Source organism: Leisingera sp. M658, from assembly GCF_025144145.1.
GTDB lineage: Bacteria > Pseudomonadota > Alphaproteobacteria > Rhodobacterales > Rhodobacteraceae > Leisingera.
On sequence record NZ_CP083546.1, the window covers coordinates 3,985,009 to 4,003,802 of the forward strand.

Consider the following 18,794-nt stretch of genomic DNA (forward strand, 5'->3'; position numbering starts at 1 on the left):
GTCTTGGCTGCGCGGCCCCAAGCCAGGGGCCGCGCAGCAGAATTTCAGTACAGGCAGCCGCGCAGTGTGCTTAGCGCCCTGCGGGTGTCCTCGGCGGGGGCGACCAGCGCCACCCGGATATATGTCTCGCCCGGGTTCTGTCCCGGCGCGCCTTGCGCCAGATAGGCGCCTGGCAGCACCCGCACGCCGGTCTCCTGCCACAGCTTCAGTGCGGCCTGCTCGCCATTCTCTACCGGAAGCCAAAGGAAGAAGCCCGCTTCGGGCGCCATGTATCCATTGAGGCCGGCAAAGACCTCGTCAGCTATTGTGTATTTTTCCTGGTAGAGCGCGCGGTTCTCCGCCACATGCGCCTCATCCGCCCAGACCCTGGCCGCGGCCGCCTGCAACGGGGCCGGCAGCGGAGCCCCGGAATAGGCGCGCAGCTGTTTGACCCGTTTGATGGTCTCGGGACCGCCAGCAATCAGTCCGGAACGCAGCCCCGGAAGGTTTGAGCGTTTCGACAGGGAGTTAAACAAAACCACACGCTCGGGATCAGCGCCCAGCTCCTGGGCGACGGTCAATGCGCCGACGGGGGCTGCGTCGCGGTAGATCTCGGAATAGCATTCATCTGCGAAGATGCGGAAATCATATTTCTCGGCCAGCTGGATCAGCCGGGTCCAGTAGCCGCGCGACGCGACAGCACCCTGGGGATTGGCGGGCGAACAGATATAGGCCGCAACGGTACGGTTCAGCACGTCCTCGGGCAGGTTCCCGTAGTCCGGCAGATGGCCGGTGGCCGTTGTTGCGGGTACAAATACCGGCTCTGCCGCCACCGAAATCGTAGCCACCATATAGACCTGGTAGAAGGGGTTCGGGATCAGCACCACCGGCTTTTGCCCGTTCTTCTTCTCAGGACACAGCGCCATGGTGGCGTTGTAAAGTCCTTCGCGGGTGCCGTTCAGTGCCATGACTTGCGTTTCAGGGTCCGCGGTTACGCCGTAACGGCGGGCAATCCAATCCGCGATGGCACCGCGCAATTCTGGCGTGCCATCATTGTTAGGATACTGGTTAAACCCGGCGGCGTTTTCAGTGATGACATCGGTGACCCAGGCCGGAAACGCATGTTTCGGCTCGCCAATGCTCATATGCACCACATCCCCGCCAGGGGTGTGATGGTCCAAAAGCGCCCGCAGGCGCGGAAACGCATAGGCTGGCAGGTTTGAAAACCGCTCAGGAAAATCCATATCTAATGCCTCGGTCACAGGATCATTGGCGCCCCGTTTGCGCCTCAGGTTACAGGTGGCGGGCGGGTGCGTCCACCCGGTGAAGTGCCCGCTGGGCCGAATGTGGCTTTCAGGCCAAGGCCATTTCAATCGCGGCACCGGTGCGCAGCAAGGCTTCCTCGCAGTCCGGCAGGCCGAGCACCTGAAGGCCGCAGCTGGGTGTGCCGGTGGGCAGCGAAAGCGCGCACAGCCCCATCAGGTTTCCGATCCGCGTGTTGCGCAGTGCCAGCAGGTTGGACTGCACGTAATAGTCATGATCGCTTTGCAGCCGTTGCAGATTTGGCGGCAAAATTGGCGAAACGGGGCTGAGCACCGCATCAAACCCGGCCACTGTCTGGTCCCAAGCCATCCTGCACTGCTCCAGCTTGGCCCAGGCCGCGACATAGTCCGGACCGCTGAACTGCGCACCGGTTCGGAAGCGCTCAAGTATTTCCGCATACATCAGATCCGGCGTTGCCTCGATCACGTCTTTCCACAAGCCGTAGGCTTCGGTGGTGTAGAGAATCGGGCTCAGCGCCATGGCCTCTTCCAGCTCTGGAACCTCCAGCGGCACGATTTTTGCGCCGGCGTCTTTCAGGCGCTGCAGCGTATCACGATGGGCGGCAGAAACCTTTGGATCCAAATCGTTTTGCGCCACATTTTGCAAATCGGCAAACCGGCACCCTTTCAGCGATCCGGGATTGCGCAGATCCGGTCCCGCCGTTCCCTCCAGCAGCCCTAACAGCAGCCCGGCATCCTCCACCGAGCGGGCCAGCGGACCGATGGTATCGAATTTCAGGCACAGCGGCACCACGCCTTCCAAAGTAATCCGGCCTGAGGTGGTTTTGAGCCCTACCAGATCGTTCCAGGCAGACGGAATACGGACCGAACCGCCCGTATCAGAGCCGATCCCGGCTGCGGCCAGACCAAAGGCAACTGACGCAGCCGCACCGGAAGACGATCCGCCTGGCGCGGCCTCCTGATCATTGACGCAAGGCGGTGTTTCCTTGATCGGGTTGAAGCCAAGGCCAGAGAACGCCAGTTCGCTCATATGGGTTTTGCCCAGGCAGACCGCCCCCAAGAGTGTTGCGTTGCGCAGAACCGCTGCATCCTGTTCCGGCACCCGGCCCTTCAGCAGATCCGAACCGGATTCGGTTGCGGTGCCTGCGCTGTCAAACAGATCCTTCCAACTGACCGGCACCCCGTCCAGCGGCGACCGGCGCAGGCCCAGATCCGCACGTGCCTGCGCAGCCTCGGCTTCGGCCAGGGCGCGATCATGGGTCACTTGGGTATAGATCCGGTCCTTCAGCGGATGGGCATCTATGGCGTTCAGATAACAGCGGGTCAGCGCCGCCGGACCGATTTCACCCGCCTCAATCCCCCGTCCCAAAGCGGCGGCGGTCATTGTCAGCCAATCTTGCATCAGCCCGTCTCCCCAAATGCAGTTGATGCAAACGGTAGCGGCAGTAAGACACAGGCACAATCCCGCGCTTCCCGGATGGACAATCCCGCCAGCAGGCGCATATTGCGGGGCATGAAAAATGCCTCTGATATCCTGATCGTGGGCGGCGGGCTGAACGGCCCCGCGCTGGCCCTGGCCCTCGCGCAGACCGGCCACAGCGTCACTGTGGTTGATGCGCTGACCCCGGACAAGCTTGCTGATGAGAGCTTTGACGGGCGCGGTTACGCGCTGGCGCTGGCTTCGCAGCGGCTGCTGCAGCAGACCGGCGTCTGGCAGCATGTCGGGGACAACGCGCAAGCAATGCTGGAGATCAAGGTGACAGACGGTCATGCGGGCCACGGCCCGTCACCGTTTTTCATCCATTTCGACCATGCCGAGCTGGAAGAAGGCCCGATGGGCTATATGGTTGAGGACCGTTTCCTGCGCCGGGCCTTTCTGCTGGCAATGGAGGACGCGCCGGGCATCACCCTGGTGTCCGGGCGCACCGTGGTTGCACAAGCACCGGACCAAAGCGGTGTCACGGTCACCCTGGACGATGGCGGCGAGCTGCGCGGTCAGGTTCTGGTCGGCTCGGACGGGCGCCGCAGCGGCACCGCGCAACGGGCGGGCATCAAGCGCACCGGCTGGGACTATGGCCAGACAGCCCTGGTCTGCGCCATTGACCACGAAAAACCGCATCACGGCATCGCGCATCAGTTCTTTATGCCGCCCGGGCCGCTGGCGATCCTGCCGCTGCCGGGCAACCGCTCCTCCATCGTGTGGAGCGAGCGGACGGAGACCGCCAAGGCCATCCACGCGTTGAATGACGCCGAATACATTCAGGCGCTGCGGCCGCGCTTTGGTGATTTCCTCGGAGAGATTTCCCTGGCAGGCAAACGCTTCACTTACCCGCTGAACCTGACCATCGCCAACAGCTTTATCGGCGACCGCATGGCGCTGGTGGGGGATGCGGCGCATGGGATGCACCCGATTGCCGGTCAAGGACTGAATGCAGGCCTACGCGATGTCGGAGCAATGGCCGAAGTGATCACCGAGGCCACACGGCGCGGTGAAGACATCGGCTCCTCCCTGGTGATGGAGCGTTACCAGCAATGGCGCCGATTCGACACAGCCTCGCTGGCTGCAGCCACGGATGTGTTCAACCGGCTGTTTTCCAACGACAACCCGCTGCTGCGTCTGGGACGGGATATTGGCATGGGCTTGGCAGGAGCGATACCTGGCCTGCGCCGCAATTTCGTGCGCGAGGCTGCAGGCCTGACCGGCGACTTGCCCAAGTTGCTGAAAGGGCAGCCAATCTAAAGCATGGGCGCTGCCTTTGTGCAGTGTCAGTCCAGCGCGCGTGCCTCATCTGCCAGCATCACCGGGATGCCATTGCGGATTGGAAAAGCCAGGTTGGCAGCACGCGAAATCAGTTCTTGAGCCGCGGCATCATATTCCAGCACCGCCTGCGTCAGCGGGCAGACCAGCGCTTCCAGCATCCGGCGGTCAAAGGCAGGTGCCTGTGTCTCGGTCATTGCAGGGTTTCCTCCTGAGAGCCGCCGCGCAGGGCGAATTCAATCAAAGTGACAAGCGTTTCCCGCCTTGTGACAAGGCAGGGCGCTTCGAGCAAGGCCTGTTTCTCTTCGGTGTCGAATTCCAAGAGCATGGCCAGAGAATTGATCAGCAACTCGTCGTCCGCGTCTTTCAATGCCTCCCAATCGGTTGACAGGCTCCGGGAAGAAAAGAACCGCTCCAGCAGATCCAGGAAAGACGACCGGTCGAGGGTATCGTCCGCCTCGGAACGGCCAAGGTCCCGGTCAAATCCTGTCCAGCTGACATCACAGCGCTGATAGGGGGTAAAACCGTTGGCTTCACGGGTAATCCTGAACCTGGAGACGCCCGAAAGCGTGACCAGGTACCGTCCGTCTTCTGTCTCGGAAAACTGTGTGACGCGCCCGGCACATCCAATCGCGTGCAGCTCCTCCCCGGTTCCGTGCGGACCCGGACAGGGCTGCACCATGCCTATCAGACGCTGCCGCGTCTTGAGCGTATCTTCGAGCATCTGCAGGTAGCGCGGCTCAAAAATGTGCAACGGCAAACGTGACCGGGGCAGCAAAAGCGCCCCGGGCAATGGGAACACGGCAATCGTGTCCGGCAGATCAGCAGGCTGGATCATGGGACAGAGTGTAGTGCTGCCCTGGTCTTAGGCAAATATCATTGAGCTAAGTTTCCGGCGCCCGTTGAGAACCACCGGGTCGTTGGGTTTCAGCGCATCAAAGATGGTGAAGAGCTGCACCTTGGCGGCGCCCTCGTTCCACTCGCGGTCGCGGCGGAAAAGCTCCAGCAATTCGTCTACTGCGGCTTCTGCATCTCCAGCCGCATGCAGCGCCTGCGCCAGGTCGAAACGCGCCTGCAAGTCATCCGGGCTGGCGTCCACCGCAGCCCGCAATTCCCCCACCGGGCCAGCATTCTCGGCCTGCCGCGCCAGGGCGATCTGCGCATGAGCGGCTTCAATCTCGGCTGCATCCGCAATCTCGGCGGGTGCGCCATTCAAAACGGCCTCCGCCTGATCCAGATCGCCAAGCGCGATATGCGCGCGTGCCAGTCCGCCATAAGCCGCGGCGTTCTTGTCATCTTCGCCCAGAATGGCAGCAAAAGTCTGCGCTGCATCCGCCACGGCACCCTCAGTCAGCATCAGCTCGGCTGCTTCCAGCGCCTCGCCCAGACCGCCGTCGGCTGACCCGCCCCCCGCCTCGATGGCCTTGTTCACAAAAGCCTCGATCTCCGATGCCGGCAGTGCGCCCTGGAACATGTCCACCGGACGTCCCTCCACAAAGGCGACCACAGTGGGGATCGACTGCAGCGGCAGCCCCTGTTGCGCCAGTGCCTGTGCCAGGCGCTGGTTTTCGTCCACGTTGATCTTGGCCATGGTGGCGGCGCCTTTGGCCTTGGTGACAGCCGCCTCCAGCATCGGCCCCAAGGTTTTGCACGGACCGCACCAAGGCGCCCAGAAGTCCACGATCACCGGCGCCTGCATCGACGCTTCGACAACGTCCTGCATGAAAGTGGCTTCGGTCACGTCTTTGATCAGATCACCCGCCGGTGCGGTGCTGCCAAGAATTTCGGTCATCAGATTGTTCTCCGCTTGGAACTTGCCCCCTATATGGAATCCTAAGCGCCGGAAACCAAGAGAGGAGTTTGCCGATGGCCAGCCGCAGGTTCGATCTCTTTGCGTTATCTGAAAAGATGATGCGTATGGATGACGCCGCTTGGGCGCGGCACGCCAACCCCTGGAGCGTTGTGAGCCGAATGGCCGTTCTTCCTCTGATGACACTCGCCATCTGGTCCCGGGTATGGCTGGGCTGGACTGCGGTCCTGCCCGTTTCGCTGGTGCTGGCGTGGACCTGGTGGAACCCGCGCGCCTTTGGCCGGCCTGCCAGCACCGGCACCTGGGCGTCCCGCGGCACATTTGGCGAGTGGGTGCTCCTGAACCGGGCGCAGGTTCCCATACCGCACCATCATCTGAGTTGGGCAAAGGGCCTGGCGTGGGCGTCGGGCATTGGAGCGATCCCTTGGATCTATGGTCTTTGGATCTTGGATCCTGGTTACATCCTTGGCGGTCTGACGCTGATGATTGGCGGTAAGCTGTGGTTTGTGGACCGGATGGTCTGGCTGTACCAGGACATGCAGGACAGACACCCGAATACGCCCGCTGGCTGCGCTGAGCGGCAGTGTTCCCGTCCCCGTCAGCGCGCCCTGGCTGCGCCAGAGCCCTTACGGCGTTGGGCCGGGCGCCGCGCTGACGCGCGGCGGAACCGCACTGCGCGGCAGCGCCGTGCCATGCCCAACGGAGGAGAAACATCCTGCGGATGTTGCGGATCAGGCGGGAGCGCTCCGCCTGCTGTCACAGATCAAAGGTTGCAAATACCGGCGCATGATCGCTGGGCTTTTCCCAGCCGCGGGCACCCCGCAGGATCCGGCTGGAATGGGCCGCGTTTTTAATGTCCGGCGTCGCCCAAACGTGGTCGAGACGGCGCCCTTTGTCGGCGGCATCCCAGTCCTTGGCCCGGTAGCTCCACCAGCTGTACAGGCGGCCGTCGGGGATATCGTTCCGGGTCACATCGGACCATCCGCCCGCATCCATCACGTCTGCGAAATGCTCCACCTCAATGGGCGTATGGCTGACGACCTTCAACAGCTTCTTGTGGTCCCAGACATCATCCTCGCGCGGGGCGATATTGAGATCCCCGACCAAGATCGATTTTTCCGGTTTATCGGCTTGGAACCAGTCGCGCATCTCCGTGAGATAATCGAGCTTCTGGCCGAATTTCTCGTTCTTTTCCCGGTCCGGCACATCACCGCCCGCCGGTACATAGAAGTTGTGGATCACCACTCCGTTTTCCAGCCGTCCGGCCACATGGCGGGCATGGCCAAGGCTGGCGAAATCCTGGTCCCCTGCATCCTCAATCGGCAGGCGCGACAGGATTGCCACCCCGTTGTAGCCTTTCTGGCCGCGTGCAACCATGTGGCCGTAGCCCAGAGCCGCGAAGCCGTCCAACGGGATCTTGTCCACCGGACTTTTGCACTCTTGCAGGCAAAGCACATCCGGCCCCTCCTCCTGCAACAGCTTCTGCACAATCGGTTCGCGCAGACGGACCGAGTTGATATTCCAAGTGGCAAGAGTAAATGGCATCGCGCGCCTCATCGTGAAATCCGGGTTCCGGCGCGATACTGCCTGTCCGGGCCGGGAAGGACCAGAGATGAATTGGCCTGCGGGTTCAAACAATCCAGACAAAAAAAGGCCGGGCATCACGCCCGGCCAAGTCCAACAGGGAGGTGCATACCGTGACCCGGATATGCGCGGGATAGGGTCTGTTTTAAAGATGAACCTCAGGTTCTTCTTTGATCTGGCTCAACGCCGGTTACATCACGCGACCAGCCGGTAACCGCCGGATTCCGTCACCAACAGGCGTGCATTCGACGGATCGGGCTCAATTTTCTGCCGCAGACGGTAGATATGGGTTTCCAGCGTATGCGTGGTCACACCTGCATTGTATCCCCACACCTCATGCAGAAGAACATCCCGCGGCACCACACCATCGCTGGAGCGATAGAGAAACTTGAGGATGTTGGTTTCTTTCTCGGTCAGCCGGATTTTACGCTCATCCTCCGCGATCAAAAGCTTCATCGACGGTTTAAAGGTGTAAGGGCCAAGCGCAAAGACTGCGTCCTCGGATTGTTCATGCTGACGCAGCTGCGCCCGGATCCGGGCCAGCAGCACCGGGAACTTGAAGGGTTTAGAAACATAGTCATTGGCACCGGCATCCAGACCCAGAATAGTGTCTGCATCGCTGTCGTGGCCTGTCAGCATCAAGACTGGCGCCTTCACTCCCTGCTTGCGCAGCAGGCGGCACAGTTCGCGCCCGTCCGTATCCGGCAGGCCCACGTCCAGAATAATCAGATCATACAGGGCTTCCTTGGCGCGCTCCATCGCGCCTTGACCGTTCTCCGCCTCGAATACATCGAAGTCCTCGGTCATCACCAGCTGCTCGCTCAAGGCCTCTCGCAGGTCTTCATCATCATCAACCAGCAGAATTTTCTTCAGTTGCGCCATCGGCTCGCCCTCCTGTTCACATGACAACACATGCGCATCCCTTGCGCCCACGGCAAGATTTGCTGCAATACTCTCACGCCGACGTGTCCATGGCAGGGAAAATGTTTCACATCCGTTGCAATTGGGCGTAAAGACAGCGAGCCTTTGTTACAAAATAACACCGGAATCCCCGTATGAGCCTGATGCCCACTATAATCGAACTGCTGGCCCGTGCCCGGGTCGATCTGCGCATGGGCCTGCCGGTGGTATTGAGCGATGGAAAGAGTGCCGCGCTGGCAATTGCTGTGGAACCGCTGACAGAAACACGTCTGGCAGACATGCGTGCCTTGGGCGCTCTGACTTTGGCCTTGACGGCCCGGCGGGCGGAAACACTGAAGGCCCGGGTGTATGACGCGGACACCGCCCGCATTATTGTTCCCGGTACTGAGGGGTTGAAGTGGATCCAGTCGCTGGCCGACCCGGCCGATGATCTGAACACACCGATGAAGGGTCCGCTTTCCAGCCGGCGCGGCGGCAGCGCAGACCTGCACCGGCTGGCAATTGCACTGGTGAAATCCGCGCGCCTGCTGCCAGCTGCTGCTCTTGCGCCCATCAGCGATCCGTCCGGGTTTGCCGCGGCCCACGGCCTTACCGCCATTTCGCGTACAGCCGCAGAACCCTTGCTGAGTGAAAGCTCCCCCCTGCATCCGGTTGCGGCCGCCCGCCTGCCAATGAATGCCGCCGAAGCCGGCAGGCTTCATATCTTCCGCCCGGAGGATGGCGCCGAGGAGCATTATGCTGTGGAAGTCGGCCGCCCCAACAGATCCAAGCCTGTTCTGGCCCGGCTGCATTCGGCCTGCTTCACCGGCGACGTTCTGGGTTCGCTGAAATGCGATTGCGGCCCGCAGCTGCAGGGCGCACTGGCGCAGATGGGCGCGGAAGGTGCGGGTGTCCTTCTGTACCTGAATCAGGAGGGCCGCGGGATCGGCCTTGCCAATAAAATGCGGGCTTATTCGCTGCAAGACCAGGGCTTTGATACAGTGGAGGCCAATCACCGTCTGGGGTTTGAGGATGATGAGCGCGACTTCCGCCTGGGCGCCTCTATTCTGCAAGAATTGGGCTTCTCCCAAGTGCGGCTGCTGACCAACAACCCGAACAAGATTGCGATGATGGAAAAAACCGGCGTGCATGTGGCGGAACGGGTGGCGCTGAAAGTGGGTGAAAACGCCCACAACCAGCATTACCTGGCGACCAAGGCCCAGAAATCCGGGCACATGCTGTGACATCACCCGCCGATCTGGTCCTGACCCCCCGCGGCCTGCGTTTTCTGGGGCGGGTGCTGCCGTGCACAATCGGCAAAGGCGGGCTGTCCCGGAACAAACGCGAAGGGGATGGTGCGACTCCCGTCGGCGTGCATCGCATTGCAGGCATGTTTTACCGCCCCGACAGGCTGTGCCGCCCTGCCTCCTGGGCCAAGCCCATTGGTCCGCAGGATCTATGGTCGGACGACTCGGGAGATGCAAATTACAACCTCCATGTGCGGGCGCCGTACCCGTTCAGTCACGAACGACTGCGGCGCAGCGATCCGCTTTATGATCTCGTATTGATCACCGATTGGAACTGGCCAGCCGCAACTCCGGGAAGCGGTTCTGCGATCTTCCTTCATCAATGGAGGAGGCCTGGATACCCCACTGAAGGCTGCATCGCCTTCTCACGCGCGGATCTCCATTGGCTTGCTGACCGGGTTCAACCTGGATCCCGGGTTATCGTCCCGCCTCTGGCACGCCCTTGACGCAACCAAGACTTTTCAAAAAGTCTTGGCAAAAGTTTTGCCCAAAACTTTTGTGCCTCAATAGGTGCGGGCGCCGAAAATGGCAGAACCGACGCGAACATGGGTAGCGCCAAGGGCTATGGCTTTCTCGAAATCGCCGCTCATTCCCATCGACAGGCCCTTAAGCCCGTTGCGCTCAGCAATCTTTGCCAGCAGCGCGAAATGCAGGCTGGCCTCTTCTTCCACCGGCGGGATGCACATCACCCCCTTTAGAGGCAGATCAAGCTGGCGGCAATCTGCGATGAAAGCATCTGCATCGGACGGCATCACGCCTGCCTTTTGCTCCTCCTCGCCGGTATTCACTTGAATGAACAATTCCGGGCATTTGCCCAACTCCTGCGCCAGCCTGGCCAGCGTATTGGCCAGTTTGGGCCGGTCAACTGAATGGATGCTGTCAAACAGCTCCATCGCCTGGCGGGTTTTGTTGGTCTGCAGCGGGCCGATCAAATGCAAGTCGATACCGTCAAACTGCTCCGCAAATCCCGGCCATTTTCCAGCTGCTTCCTGCACCTTGTTTTCACCGAAACAGCGATGGCCTTCCTGCAGCACCGCCTCGACCCGCGCGTCCGGCTGCACTTTGGAAACCGCAATCAGCTGCACACTGCCCGGCGCTCGGCCAGCATGATCTTCAGCTTTGGCAATTCGGGATCTGATTTCTTCAAGCGGCATGGGTCCGGCCTCATAGCTGTTTGGCCGCAAAAAACACTGTTTGAACGCAAATGTTAAGAGGCAAAAGAAAAGGGCAGGTCCCCGAAGGAACCCGCCCCGAATTCACGCTAAGCGTGCTTCAGCTTAGAAGCTGAAGTACAGGCCTGCCTGAACGGTGGTGTTGTCGGAGGACGATTCAACCGCACCCGCTTCGAACGACACGCCGCCACCCAGATCGTAGGAGTAGTTGATGCCGAAGGCGGTGCCGTCGGTGCCGCCAACGCCGGTGCCTGCCGGGTTGTCTTCGCTGCTCACGAAGGCAACCAGAGTGGAGGCTGCGCCCAGCTCAACGTTACCAGCCAGGGTGATTTTGTCGACGTCTTGTGCAACGCCGCCAACAGTCACTGCGTCCATGTTGTTGCCGTATGCAAGACGAACACCGAACTGACCCAGATCGCCTGCAACGGTGAAGACCAGTTTGTCTTCGGTTGCGACGTTGGAGTCCTGGTAGCCCAGAGCGGCAGTCCAGTCACCGAAGGTGTAGGCAACGTGCACAGCGGTACGCTCGGTGCCCTCGGTCACAGCTGCCGGAGCTGCGCCAGTGGTGGTGTCGTTGGCTTTCGAGTAGGACAGGTGGCCCGAGAAGCCGCCGACAGAGTACAGAGCTTCGATACCGTTACGGCCGGCTGCTGCGGAGGTGTAAGTGTCCCAGTCAAAGCCGTTACCTGCAACGTTGGTCACCAGCGAGTTGAAGCCAGCGCCGTCGATGCCGATACCAACCGAACGGGTTTCCAGATAGAAGCCCGGCATGTTGTCGATCGCACCCCAGATGTTGCCGACGTTCACACGCAGGCCGCCGTAGGCAACGTGGAACTGAGCGCCGTTGAACACGCCGGTGCCGGGTGCGCCGTCACGGTTTTCGAACTGGGCACGGGCACGTGCGCCAACGGTCACGCCGCCGTCGGTTTCGGTCGACGCGTCGAAGGTGAAACGCAGACGGCTGGTGATGTTGGTTTCATCACGAACGGTGTCAAGAACGCCGTCGCCGTCGCTGTCAACGCGCAGACGATCATTGCCTTCGTTATAGTCCAGGCCAAAACGGCCATAGCCGGAGATTTTGACTTCGGCCGCGGCCATGCCTGCGGTGGCGATCAGCGCGGTGGTCGCGAAGAGAACCTTTTTCATGTTTTTCCCTCGGTTTTCTAATCTTAAGCCCAAACCGGGGAATCCGGCGTGGGTATGCCAAGGGGTTTCGCTCTTTCGCCCCCGTTTTGGCAAGTGTTGGGAAAGTCGGGCGAAACGATGCGGTCCGGGATGGTGCAGCTATGCCACAGTCTGCCTCGCTACAGCACCGGATGGACGGCAAGCGCGCAGGTTTACAGGCTTCTGCACCATCGACCTCTCACCCCGGAGGCGTATCGCACGATGGGAGGGCCCTCTATATAGGGCAAAGCACTTGCTCCGCCCGCGCCGCTTGCGCTAGGTGTTCGGCCAGAAATTGGCTCCGGGAGCGGTTATGACCAGAACAAAGACTCTGCAGGCAACTTTGGCCGGCGCAATATGCCTCAGTCTAGCTGCGTGCGGCGGCAACAAGGACCGCAGCCAGGATGGCACCCTGCTGGGCAAGGACCGGTTGGCGGTTGATGAAATTGGGGCACAAAGCAATCCGTCCTCGATCTGGGATGTGTTCCGCGGCGAGCCGGACCAGAACGTGCAGGTCAACCGCTACCTGTGGGCGGCCAGCCTGGACGTGCTGAACTTCCTGCCCGTGCAATCGGTTGATCCCTTCACCGGTGTTATCATCACGGGCTATGGCACCCCGCCTGGCGGCGGCCGCACCTACCGGGCCACCGTTCACATCAAGGACCCGGCCCTGGACGCGCGTTCCTTGAACGTGGCGCTGCAATCCAAGGGCGGCCCGGTCAGCGCCAGCACGTCCCGCGCTGTTGAGGACGCGATTCTTTCCCGCGCACGGCAGTTGCGGATCGCGGATAAAAAACTCTGACCCGCTGCGCTCTGGAAACACCAGCCAAACCCCATTATCAGAAGCGCCGGGCCACTTGCCCGGCGTTTTCATGCAAAGGACCGCTCTGATGTCGCGTTACTCCGCCACGGAAATCGAAGCTAAATGGCAGGAAGCCTGGGACAAGGCCGGGATTTTCCAAGCCAAGCGCACCGGCGGCAAGCCGAAGTACTATGTGCTGGAGATGTTCCCCTACCCGTCGGGCAAACTGCACATGGGCCATGTGCGCAACTATACGATGGGCGATGTGATCGCGCGCTACAAGCTGTCCACCGGCCATAACGTGCTGCATCCGATGGGGTTTGACGCCTTTGGCATGCCGGCCGAAAATGCCGCGATGGCCTCGGGCGGACACCCCAAGGACTGGACCTATTCCAACATCGACACCATGGTCGAGCAGATGAAACCGCTGGGCCTGTCGCTGGATTGGTCGCGCATGTTTGCGACCTGCGATCCGGAATATTACGGCCAGCAGCAAGCGCTGTTCCTGGATTTCCTGAAAAAGGGCCTGGTCTACCGCAAGAACGCCGTGGTGAACTGGGATCCCATCGACATGACCGTGCTGGCCAACGAGCAGGTCGAGAACGGCCGCGGCTGGCGCTCCGGCGCGCTGGTGAAGCGGCGCGAGCTGACCCAGTGGTTCTTTAAAATCTCCGATTTCTCCGAAGAGCTGCTGTCGGCACTGGACGGCTTGGAGAACTGGCCGGCCAAAGTCCGCCTGATGCAGGAAAACTGGATCGGCAAATCGCGGGGGTTGCAGTTCTCGTTCGACCGCACCGACGGCGGCGAACCGATTGAGGTCTACACCACCCGTCCCGACACGCTGATGGGCGCGTCTTTTGTCGGCATTTCGCCCGACCATCCGATTGCCAAGGCGCTGGAAGCCGAATCGGAAGAGGTCGCGGCGTTTGTCGCTGAATGCCGCAAGGGCGGCACCACCGAGGAAGCCATCGAGACGGCGGAAAAGCTGGGCTATGACACCGGCATCCGCGTAAAGCACCCGCTGAACCCGGAGTGGGAGCTGCCGGTCTGGATCGCCAACTTCATCCTGATGGATTACGGAACCGGCGCGATCTTTGCTTGCCCGGCGCATGACCAGCGCGACCTGGACTTTTGCCGCAAATATGATCTGCCGGTCAGCGACACCTTCTTTGCGCTGGACAATGATTCTCCGGTTGCGGGCGAAGCCTTTGTGCCGCCGAAGACCGAAAAGGTCCGCTGGGTTGATCACTTTGCCGGGCTTACGGAAGCCACCGGCGAAGAAGCCATCAACGCCACCGTCGATTTTGCCGAGAAAGCCGGCTGGGGCAAGGGCGTCACCAAATTCCGTCTGCGTGACTGGGGTCTGTCGCGCCAGCGCTACTGGGGCTGCCCGATTCCGGTGGTCCATTGCGAAGACTGCGGCGTGGTGCCGGAGAAGAAAGAAAACCTGCCGATCGCTCTGCCCTATGACGAAGACGGCAAACCCATCGACTTCTCGGTTCCCGGCAACCCGCTGGACCGCCACCCCAACTGGCGCAACTGTGCCTGCCCGTCTTGCGGAAAGCCGGCCCAGCGCGAAACCGACACCATGGACACGTTCGTCGATTCGTCCTGGTACTTCGCCCGTTTCACCGCACCGCGCGCCGAAACCCCGACCGATCTGGCCGAGGCTGAATACTGGATGAACGTCGACCAGTACATCGGCGGCATCGAGCACGCGATTTTGCACCTGCTCTATTCGCGCTTCTTTGCCCGCGCGATGCAGATTTGCGGCCACCTGCCTGAAAAATCCATTGAGCCGTTTGATGCTCTGTTCACGCAAGGCATGGTGACCCACGCGATCTACAAGACCACCGGCGGCAATCACCGCCCGGTTTACCACTACCCTGAAGAAGTGGAGCTGCGCGACGGCAAGGGCTTCCTGAAGGACGGCACCGAGGTAGAAATTATCCCCTCTGCCAAGATGTCCAAGTCCAAGAACAATGTTGTGGACCCGCTTCACATCATCTCGTCCTTTGGCGCCGATACCGCACGTTGGTTCGTGCTGTCCGATTCTCCGCCCGAACGCGACGTAGAATGGACCGCAGCCGGGGCCGAGGCTTCCTATAAACACCTGAACCGGGTCTGGAACATGTGCGACCGGATCGGAGAAATGGACCCGGAAGCGGCGGGCGAAGGCGACGAGGATCTGCTGCGCGAGATGCATAAGGCAATCCGCGACGTGACCCTGGGTGTGGATTCCTTTGGGTTCAACGCCGCAATTGCCAAGCTTTACGCCTTTACCAACACGCTTGCCAAATCCAAGGCCGGCGCATCAGTGCAGAAGCAGGCGATCATGACCCTGGCCCAGCTGATGTCCCCGATGACCCCGCACCTGGCCGAGGACATCTGGAACCATCAGGGCGGCGAAGGCCTGTGCGCCACCGCGCCCTGGCCGGTTGCAGACGACGCCATGCTGGTCGAGGACACCGTCACCCTGCCGATCCAGATCAACGGCAAGCGCCGCGGCGAGATTGAGGTCGCCAAGGATCTGGACAAGGCAGAGGTTGAAAAACTGGCGCTGGCACACGAAGCTGTGCAGAAGGCGCTGAATGGCAGCGCTCCGAAGAAGGTGATCGTGGTGCCGGGCCGGATTGTGAATGTCGTTGCTTAACCGCAGAACCCTGCTGCTGGCCCTGCCCGTGGTGGCAGCGGCCTGCGGCTTTACCCCGGTGTACGCCCCTGGCGGCACCGGAACCGCGCTGTTGGGGCAGATCGAGGTTCAATCCCCTGAAAAGATCAAGGATGCCAGCGGTACAGACGCCTATTTCCTGGTTCAGAATCTGGAGCAGCGTTTGGGCCGCGGCGGCAGCGCTGCCTATAAACTTGACCTGACGCTCAGCACCCAGGAAGAAGGCCAGGCGATCACTGCAGGCAATGAGATCACCCGCTATTCGGTGATCGGCAGTGCTGGCTTTTCTCTGACCCGCTTGTCGGATGGCAAGATCGCCTCCAGCGGCACCGTGCGGAATTTCACCGGCTACTCCGCAACCGGCTCCACCGTGGAGACGCTGGCAGGTGAACGTGACGCGCATGAACGGCTGATGGTCATTCTGGCCGATCAGATCACCGCACAGATTCTGGCAACTGCGGATCTATCCGCACCGGTGGAATGAAGCTCTCTCCGCGCGAAGCGGATGGCTATTTCGCCAAGCCTGATCCCGGCAAGACCGGCATTCTGATCTATGGCGCAGACGCAATGCGCGTGTCGCTGAAGCGGCAGCAGGTGCTGGCGGCCCTGCTTGGCCCCGGTGCCGAAGAGGAAATGCGTCTGACCCGCCTGCCCGGCAGCGACCTGCGCAAGGATCCAGCACAGCTGCTGGATGCCGTGAAGGCGGTGGGGTTCTTTCCCGGTGTCCGGGCGGTTTTTGTCGAAGGCGCCAATGACACCGCCACCCCTGCGATTGCGACAGCGTTGGAAGACTGGCAGCCAGGGGATGCGCAGATTGTGGTCACAGCCGGGCAGCTCAAGGCCACCTCGAAACTGCGGAAGGCGTTTGAAGGCCACCGAAATGCCTATTCGGTGGGAATATACGACGACCCGCCCTCGCGCGCCGAGATCGAGCGGATCCTGGGGGGGGCTGGTATCCGCGACGTTCCCGGCGACAGCATGTCAGCGCTAACGGATATCGCTAATGATATCGGCCCTGGCGACTTCTCCCGCATGATCGAGAAGCTGGCGCTTTATAAACACGCTGACAGCAGCCCGCTGTCACTGGAGGATATCGGCGCCGTTGCCCCGCAATCGACCGAGGCCGCGCTGGACGATGTTCTGAATGTGGTGGCCGAAGCCCGAAGCGCCGAAATCGGCCCGCTGATCCGCCGCCTTCAAGCACAAGGCACCAACGCAGTCACCCTCTGCATCGGGGCAACCCGGCATTTCCGTACGCTTTACACAATTGCAGCGGCTCCCGGCGGCCCTGCCCAGGGGATTGGCCAGCTACGCCCGCCGCTATACGGCAAACGCCGCGACCGGATGCTGCGCCAGGCACAGAACTGGGGCGCAAACCGGCTGGAGACCGCGCTGACGATCATTACCGATACCGACCTGGCGTTGCGTTCCGCCGGCCAGACCGCACCGGCGCTGGCGCTGATGGAGCGCGCCCTGATCCGGCTGGCCATGCTGGGCCGCGCCCGCTGATCCGGTAATGCCTCTCCTAGCTTGATCCCCCCTGCTGTGCCGCCCATCTTAGGGACACACAACAGGAGAGAGACGATGTACACCGTCACCGGCATTCCGCTCACCCGCACGTTCCGGGTGCTTTGGGCGCTTGAAGAGCTTGAGCAGCCCTATGAGCTTAAACAGCACGGCCCCCGCAGCCCGGAAGTTCAGGCGCTGAATGTCTCGGGCAAGGTGCCAGTGCTGCAGGCCGAAGGCGAGGCCATCAGCGATTCAACTGCCATTCTCACTTACCTCGCTGACAAGCACGGCGCCCTGACCGCACCCTCTGGCACGATAGCCCGTGCCAAGCAGGATGCGATGACGCATCTCCTGCTGGACGAAGTGGATGCTGTGCTGTGGGCAGCGGCCCGCCACAGCTTCATCTTGCCCGAAGAGCAGCGGGTGCCGGAAGTGAAGGGCAGCCTGAAGTGGGAATTCTCCCATAATCTGGCGCGGCTTGAAGGCAGGATGGGCGCGGAGTTCCTGATGGGTACGGAATTCACCATCGCTGACATCATCTGCACCCATTGCCTGAATTGGGCCCATAGCGCCAAATTCCCGATCGAAGGCGAAAAGCTGCTGGATTATGGAAAACGGATGCGGAAACGCGACGCCTATCAGCGGGTTGCCGCACTCGCCAAGTAGTCTGCGGCTGCCCGGCCCGCCCAGCGCCCGGTGGCCAGGCACGCTGTCAGCAGATAACCGCCCGTCGGCGCCTCCCAATCCAGCATTTCCCCGGCGCAGAACGTGCCGGGGATTTGTTTCAGCATCAGGCCGTCATCCATCGCGTCCCGCCGCACGCCGCCAGCGGTGGAAATCGCCTCATCCATCGGCCGCAGGCCTGCATGTTTGACTGGCAGCGCCTTGATTAACCCGGCCAGGGCCTGGGTACCCTGTGGCAAAGGCCGTCCGAATTCCTGCAATACTGCTGCCCGTGCATCGCCCAGCTTCAGCACCTTTCGCAGATGGTTTGAAACGCTCGCCTTGCCGCGCGGGCGGGACAGGCGGCGTGCTATTTCCGCCGTATCCAGGTCCGGAAGAAGATCCATCTGCAATGTCTCTCCCTCCCGTACCGCGGCACAGACGGAATAGACGCCACCGCCTTCCAGCCCGCGCTTCGATATCACGGCTTCCCCGCGTGAAGACGAAGGGCCGGCGTGCAATGCAATACCCTTAAGCGGTTGCCCGAACTGCGGCGCCATGTGATCGGACCAATCCACCAGAAGCCCTGCATTGGCAGGTTTGAATGGTGCAATCTCCACAGCTTTTCCATCCAGCAGAGGGACCCAGCCCCCGTCCGACCCAAGCCGCGCCCAGCTGGCGCCGCCCAGAGCCAAAACCACCGCCCTGGCTTCAATCCGCTTCGGCCCATCCGGCGTTTCAAATACAAGCCCGGTGCCCTCCCAGCCACCCCAGCGCCAGCGCGTGCGGATCTGTGCGCCGAAACCATCAAAGCGTGCCAGCCAGGCGCGCAGCAGCGGAGAGGCTTTCATGACCGTCGGGAACACCCGGCCAGTCGAGCCGGTGAACAGCTCGCTCCCCAGTCCTTGTGCCCAATCCTGAACCGCCTGTGCATCAAAGACGCGGATCATTGGCGCCAGCCAGTCTGCGGCCTCTCCATAGCGGGTGATCAACTGGTCAAACGGTTCGTCCTTGGTCAGATTCAATCCGGACTTGCCCGCCATCAGGAGCTTGCGCGCCACCGACGGCTTGGCCTCTGCCACCAGAACGCGATACCCGGCGCGGCCCAGTTCCTCGGCGGCCATCAGCCCTGCAGGCCCGGCGCCGATCACCACTGCATCCCAAGTTTCCATCATGCCATCCCCTTGCCAAC

General features: G+C 61.5%; 19 protein-coding genes. 9 read left to right on the top strand and 10 right to left on the bottom strand.

All coding sequences use genetic code 11. The features are described 5' to 3' along the window. Nucleotides 1–44 precede the first annotated feature (44 nt). The gene (locus K3724_RS19420; protein ID WP_259988357.1) at nucleotides 45–1,223 is read right to left on the bottom strand and encodes an aminotransferase class I/II-fold pyridoxal phosphate-dependent enzyme; all 1,179 of its coding nucleotides are present in this window, start codon (nucleotides 1,221–1,223) and stop codon (nucleotides 45–47) included. Nucleotides 1,224–1,332: 109 nt separating this feature from the next. After that, complete coding sequence (locus K3724_RS19425; RefSeq protein WP_259988359.1) at nucleotides 1,333–2,664, bottom strand: amidase; 1,332 nt, start codon at nucleotides 2,662–2,664, stop codon at nucleotides 1,333–1,335. 111 nt (nucleotides 2,665–2,775) lie between these two features. Between K3724_RS19425 and K3724_RS19430 the strand changes: the two genes are divergently transcribed. After that, on the top strand, nucleotides 2,776–4,002 hold the full coding sequence (locus K3724_RS19430) for an FAD-dependent monooxygenase (protein WP_259988361.1): 1,227 nt from the start codon (nucleotides 2,776–2,778) through the stop codon (nucleotides 4,000–4,002). A 26-nt stretch (nucleotides 4,003–4,028) separates the two neighbouring features. Here the strand turns inward: K3724_RS19430 and K3724_RS19435 are convergent, their stop codons facing one another. The 3 genes from K3724_RS19435 to K3724_RS19445 are packed head-to-tail and all read right to left on the bottom strand — an operon-like array spanning nucleotide 4,029 to nucleotide 5,812. After that, entirely contained in the window at nucleotides 4,029–4,217 is a 189-nt protein-coding gene (locus K3724_RS19435) for a Trm112 family protein (RefSeq protein WP_259988363.1), read from the bottom strand. Then, nucleotides 4,214–4,858 (bottom strand): LON peptidase substrate-binding domain-containing protein, encoded by a 645-nt coding sequence (locus K3724_RS19440; protein WP_259988365.1) that lies wholly within the window; start codon nucleotides 4,856–4,858, stop codon nucleotides 4,214–4,216. The genes K3724_RS19435 and K3724_RS19440 overlap by 4 nt, the downstream gene beginning before the upstream one ends. A gap of 27 nt (nucleotides 4,859–4,885) precedes the next feature. Then, a complete protein-coding gene (locus K3724_RS19445; protein WP_259988367.1) occupies nucleotides 4,886–5,812 on the bottom strand; it encodes a tetratricopeptide repeat protein in 927 nt (308 codons plus the stop codon). A gap of 125 nt (nucleotides 5,813–5,937) precedes the next feature. Between K3724_RS19445 and K3724_RS23870 the strand changes: the two genes are divergently transcribed. Beyond that, nucleotides 5,938–6,684, top strand: a complete 747-nt coding sequence (locus K3724_RS23870) for a DUF6653 family protein (protein WP_311200227.1) — start codon at nucleotides 5,938–5,940, stop codon at nucleotides 6,682–6,684. On the opposite strand, the gene K3724_RS19450 is transcribed toward K3724_RS23870, so the two are convergent. Both K3724_RS19450 and K3724_RS19455 read right to left on the bottom strand, forming a co-directional pair. Beyond that, nucleotides 6,587–7,375, bottom strand: coding sequence for an exodeoxyribonuclease III (locus K3724_RS19450; RefSeq protein ID WP_259988369.1), 789 nt, complete (start codon nucleotides 7,373–7,375; stop codon nucleotides 6,587–6,589). The genes K3724_RS23870 and K3724_RS19450 overlap by 98 nt on opposite strands. 234 nt (nucleotides 7,376–7,609) lie before the next feature. Continuing rightward, nucleotides 7,610–8,296, bottom strand: a complete 687-nt coding sequence (locus K3724_RS19455; protein ID WP_129372450.1) for a response regulator transcription factor — start codon at nucleotides 8,294–8,296, stop codon at nucleotides 7,610–7,612. A gap of 173 nt (nucleotides 8,297–8,469) precedes the next feature. On the opposite strand from K3724_RS19455, the gene ribA reads away from it, so the two are divergent. Further along, entirely contained in the window at nucleotides 8,470–9,558 is a 1,089-nt protein-coding gene (ribA, locus tag K3724_RS19460; protein WP_259988372.1) for a GTP cyclohydrolase II, read from the top strand. Between the two features lie 14 nt (nucleotides 9,559–9,572). Further along, a complete protein-coding gene (locus tag K3724_RS19465) occupies nucleotides 9,573–10,067 on the top strand; it encodes a L,D-transpeptidase (protein ID WP_259992691.1) in 495 nt (164 codons plus the stop codon). Between the two features lie 57 nt (nucleotides 10,068–10,124). Here K3724_RS19465 and K3724_RS19470 read toward each other — a convergent pair whose 3' ends face one another. Beyond that, nucleotides 10,125–10,775 (bottom strand): YggS family pyridoxal phosphate-dependent enzyme, encoded by a 651-nt coding sequence (locus K3724_RS19470; protein ID WP_259988375.1) that lies wholly within the window; start codon nucleotides 10,773–10,775, stop codon nucleotides 10,125–10,127. Between the two features lie 123 nt (nucleotides 10,776–10,898). After that, the gene (locus K3724_RS19475; RefSeq protein ID WP_259988376.1) at nucleotides 10,899–11,939 is read right to left on the bottom strand and encodes a porin; all 1,041 of its coding nucleotides are present in this window, start codon (nucleotides 11,937–11,939) and stop codon (nucleotides 10,899–10,901) included. 331 nt (nucleotides 11,940–12,270) lie between these two features. Here K3724_RS19475 and K3724_RS19480 point away from each other — a divergent pair, with 331 nt between their 5' ends. The 5 genes from K3724_RS19480 to K3724_RS19500 all read left to right on the top strand — a co-directional run bounded on the left by K3724_RS19480 (nucleotide 12,271) and on the right by K3724_RS19500 (nucleotide 17,605). Further along, nucleotides 12,271–12,759 (top strand): DUF3576 domain-containing protein, encoded by a 489-nt coding sequence (locus tag K3724_RS19480; RefSeq protein ID WP_259988378.1) that lies wholly within the window; start codon nucleotides 12,271–12,273, stop codon nucleotides 12,757–12,759. Between the two features lie 88 nt (nucleotides 12,760–12,847). Beyond that, entirely contained in the window at nucleotides 12,848–15,412 is a 2,565-nt protein-coding gene (gene leuS / locus K3724_RS19485; RefSeq protein ID WP_259988380.1) for a leucine--tRNA ligase, read from the top strand. Beyond that, nucleotides 15,399–15,914: an LPS assembly lipoprotein LptE gene (lptE, locus tag K3724_RS19490; RefSeq protein ID WP_259988382.1), complete on the top strand. Its 516-nt coding sequence runs from the start codon at nucleotides 15,399–15,401 to the stop codon at nucleotides 15,912–15,914. The genes leuS and lptE overlap by 14 nt, the downstream gene beginning before the upstream one ends. Further along, nucleotides 15,911–16,939: a DNA polymerase III subunit delta gene (gene holA, locus K3724_RS19495; RefSeq protein WP_259988384.1), complete on the top strand. Its 1,029-nt coding sequence runs from the start codon at nucleotides 15,911–15,913 to the stop codon at nucleotides 16,937–16,939. Before lptE ends, holA begins: the two co-directional genes overlap by 4 nt. Nucleotides 16,940–17,014: 75 nt before the next feature. Continuing rightward, nucleotides 17,015–17,605, top strand: coding sequence for a glutathione S-transferase family protein (locus K3724_RS19500; protein WP_259988386.1), 591 nt, complete (start codon nucleotides 17,015–17,017; stop codon nucleotides 17,603–17,605). Here K3724_RS19500 and K3724_RS19505 read toward each other — a convergent pair. Beyond that, entirely contained in the window at nucleotides 17,578–18,777 is a 1,200-nt protein-coding gene (locus K3724_RS19505; protein WP_259988388.1) for a TIGR03862 family flavoprotein, read from the bottom strand. The genes K3724_RS19500 and K3724_RS19505 overlap by 28 nt on opposite strands. Nucleotides 18,778–18,794 lie beyond the last annotated feature (17 nt).

Coding starts and splice junctions, on each gene's coding strand:
- K3724_RS19420 (WP_259988357.1), bottom strand. CDS start 1,223: ATGGATTTTCCTGAGCGGTTTTCAAACCTGCCAGCCTATGCGTTTCCG.
- K3724_RS19425 (WP_259988359.1), bottom strand. CDS start 2,664: ATGCAAGATTGGCTGACAATGACCGCCGCCGCTTTGGGACGGGGGATT.
- K3724_RS19430 (WP_259988361.1), top strand. CDS start 2,776: ATGAAAAATGCCTCTGATATCCTGATCGTGGGCGGCGGGCTGAACGGC.
- K3724_RS19435 (WP_259988363.1), bottom strand. CDS start 4,217: ATGACCGAGACACAGGCACCTGCCTTTGACCGCCGGATGCTGGAAGCG.
- K3724_RS19440 (WP_259988365.1), bottom strand. CDS start 4,858: ATGATCCAGCCTGCTGATCTGCCGGACACGATTGCCGTGTTCCCATTG.
- K3724_RS19445 (WP_259988367.1), bottom strand. CDS start 5,812: ATGACCGAAATTCTTGGCAGCACCGCACCGGCGGGTGATCTGATCAAA.
- K3724_RS23870 (WP_311200227.1), top strand. CDS start 5,938: ATGGATGACGCCGCTTGGGCGCGGCACGCCAACCCCTGGAGCGTTGTG.
- K3724_RS19450 (WP_259988369.1), bottom strand. CDS start 7,375: ATGCCATTTACTCTTGCCACTTGGAATATCAACTCGGTCCGTCTGCGC.
- K3724_RS19455 (WP_129372450.1), bottom strand. CDS start 8,296: ATGGCGCAACTGAAGAAAATTCTGCTGGTTGATGATGATGAAGACCTG.
- ribA (WP_259988372.1), top strand. CDS start 8,470: ATGAGCCTGATGCCCACTATAATCGAACTGCTGGCCCGTGCCCGGGTC.
- K3724_RS19470 (WP_259988375.1), bottom strand. CDS start 10,775: ATGCCGCTTGAAGAAATCAGATCCCGAATTGCCAAAGCTGAAGATCAT.
- K3724_RS19475 (WP_259988376.1), bottom strand. CDS start 11,939: ATGAAAAAGGTTCTCTTCGCGACCACCGCGCTGATCGCCACCGCAGGC.
- K3724_RS19480 (WP_259988378.1), top strand. CDS start 12,271: ATGACCAGAACAAAGACTCTGCAGGCAACTTTGGCCGGCGCAATATGC.
- leuS (WP_259988380.1), top strand. CDS start 12,848: ATGTCGCGTTACTCCGCCACGGAAATCGAAGCTAAATGGCAGGAAGCC.
- lptE (WP_259988382.1), top strand. CDS start 15,399: ATGTCGTTGCTTAACCGCAGAACCCTGCTGCTGGCCCTGCCCGTGGTG.
- holA (WP_259988384.1), top strand. CDS start 15,911: ATGAAGCTCTCTCCGCGCGAAGCGGATGGCTATTTCGCCAAGCCTGAT.
- K3724_RS19500 (WP_259988386.1), top strand. CDS start 17,015: ATGTACACCGTCACCGGCATTCCGCTCACCCGCACGTTCCGGGTGCTT.
- K3724_RS19505 (WP_259988388.1), bottom strand. CDS start 18,777: ATGATGGAAACTTGGGATGCAGTGGTGATCGGCGCCGGGCCTGCAGGG.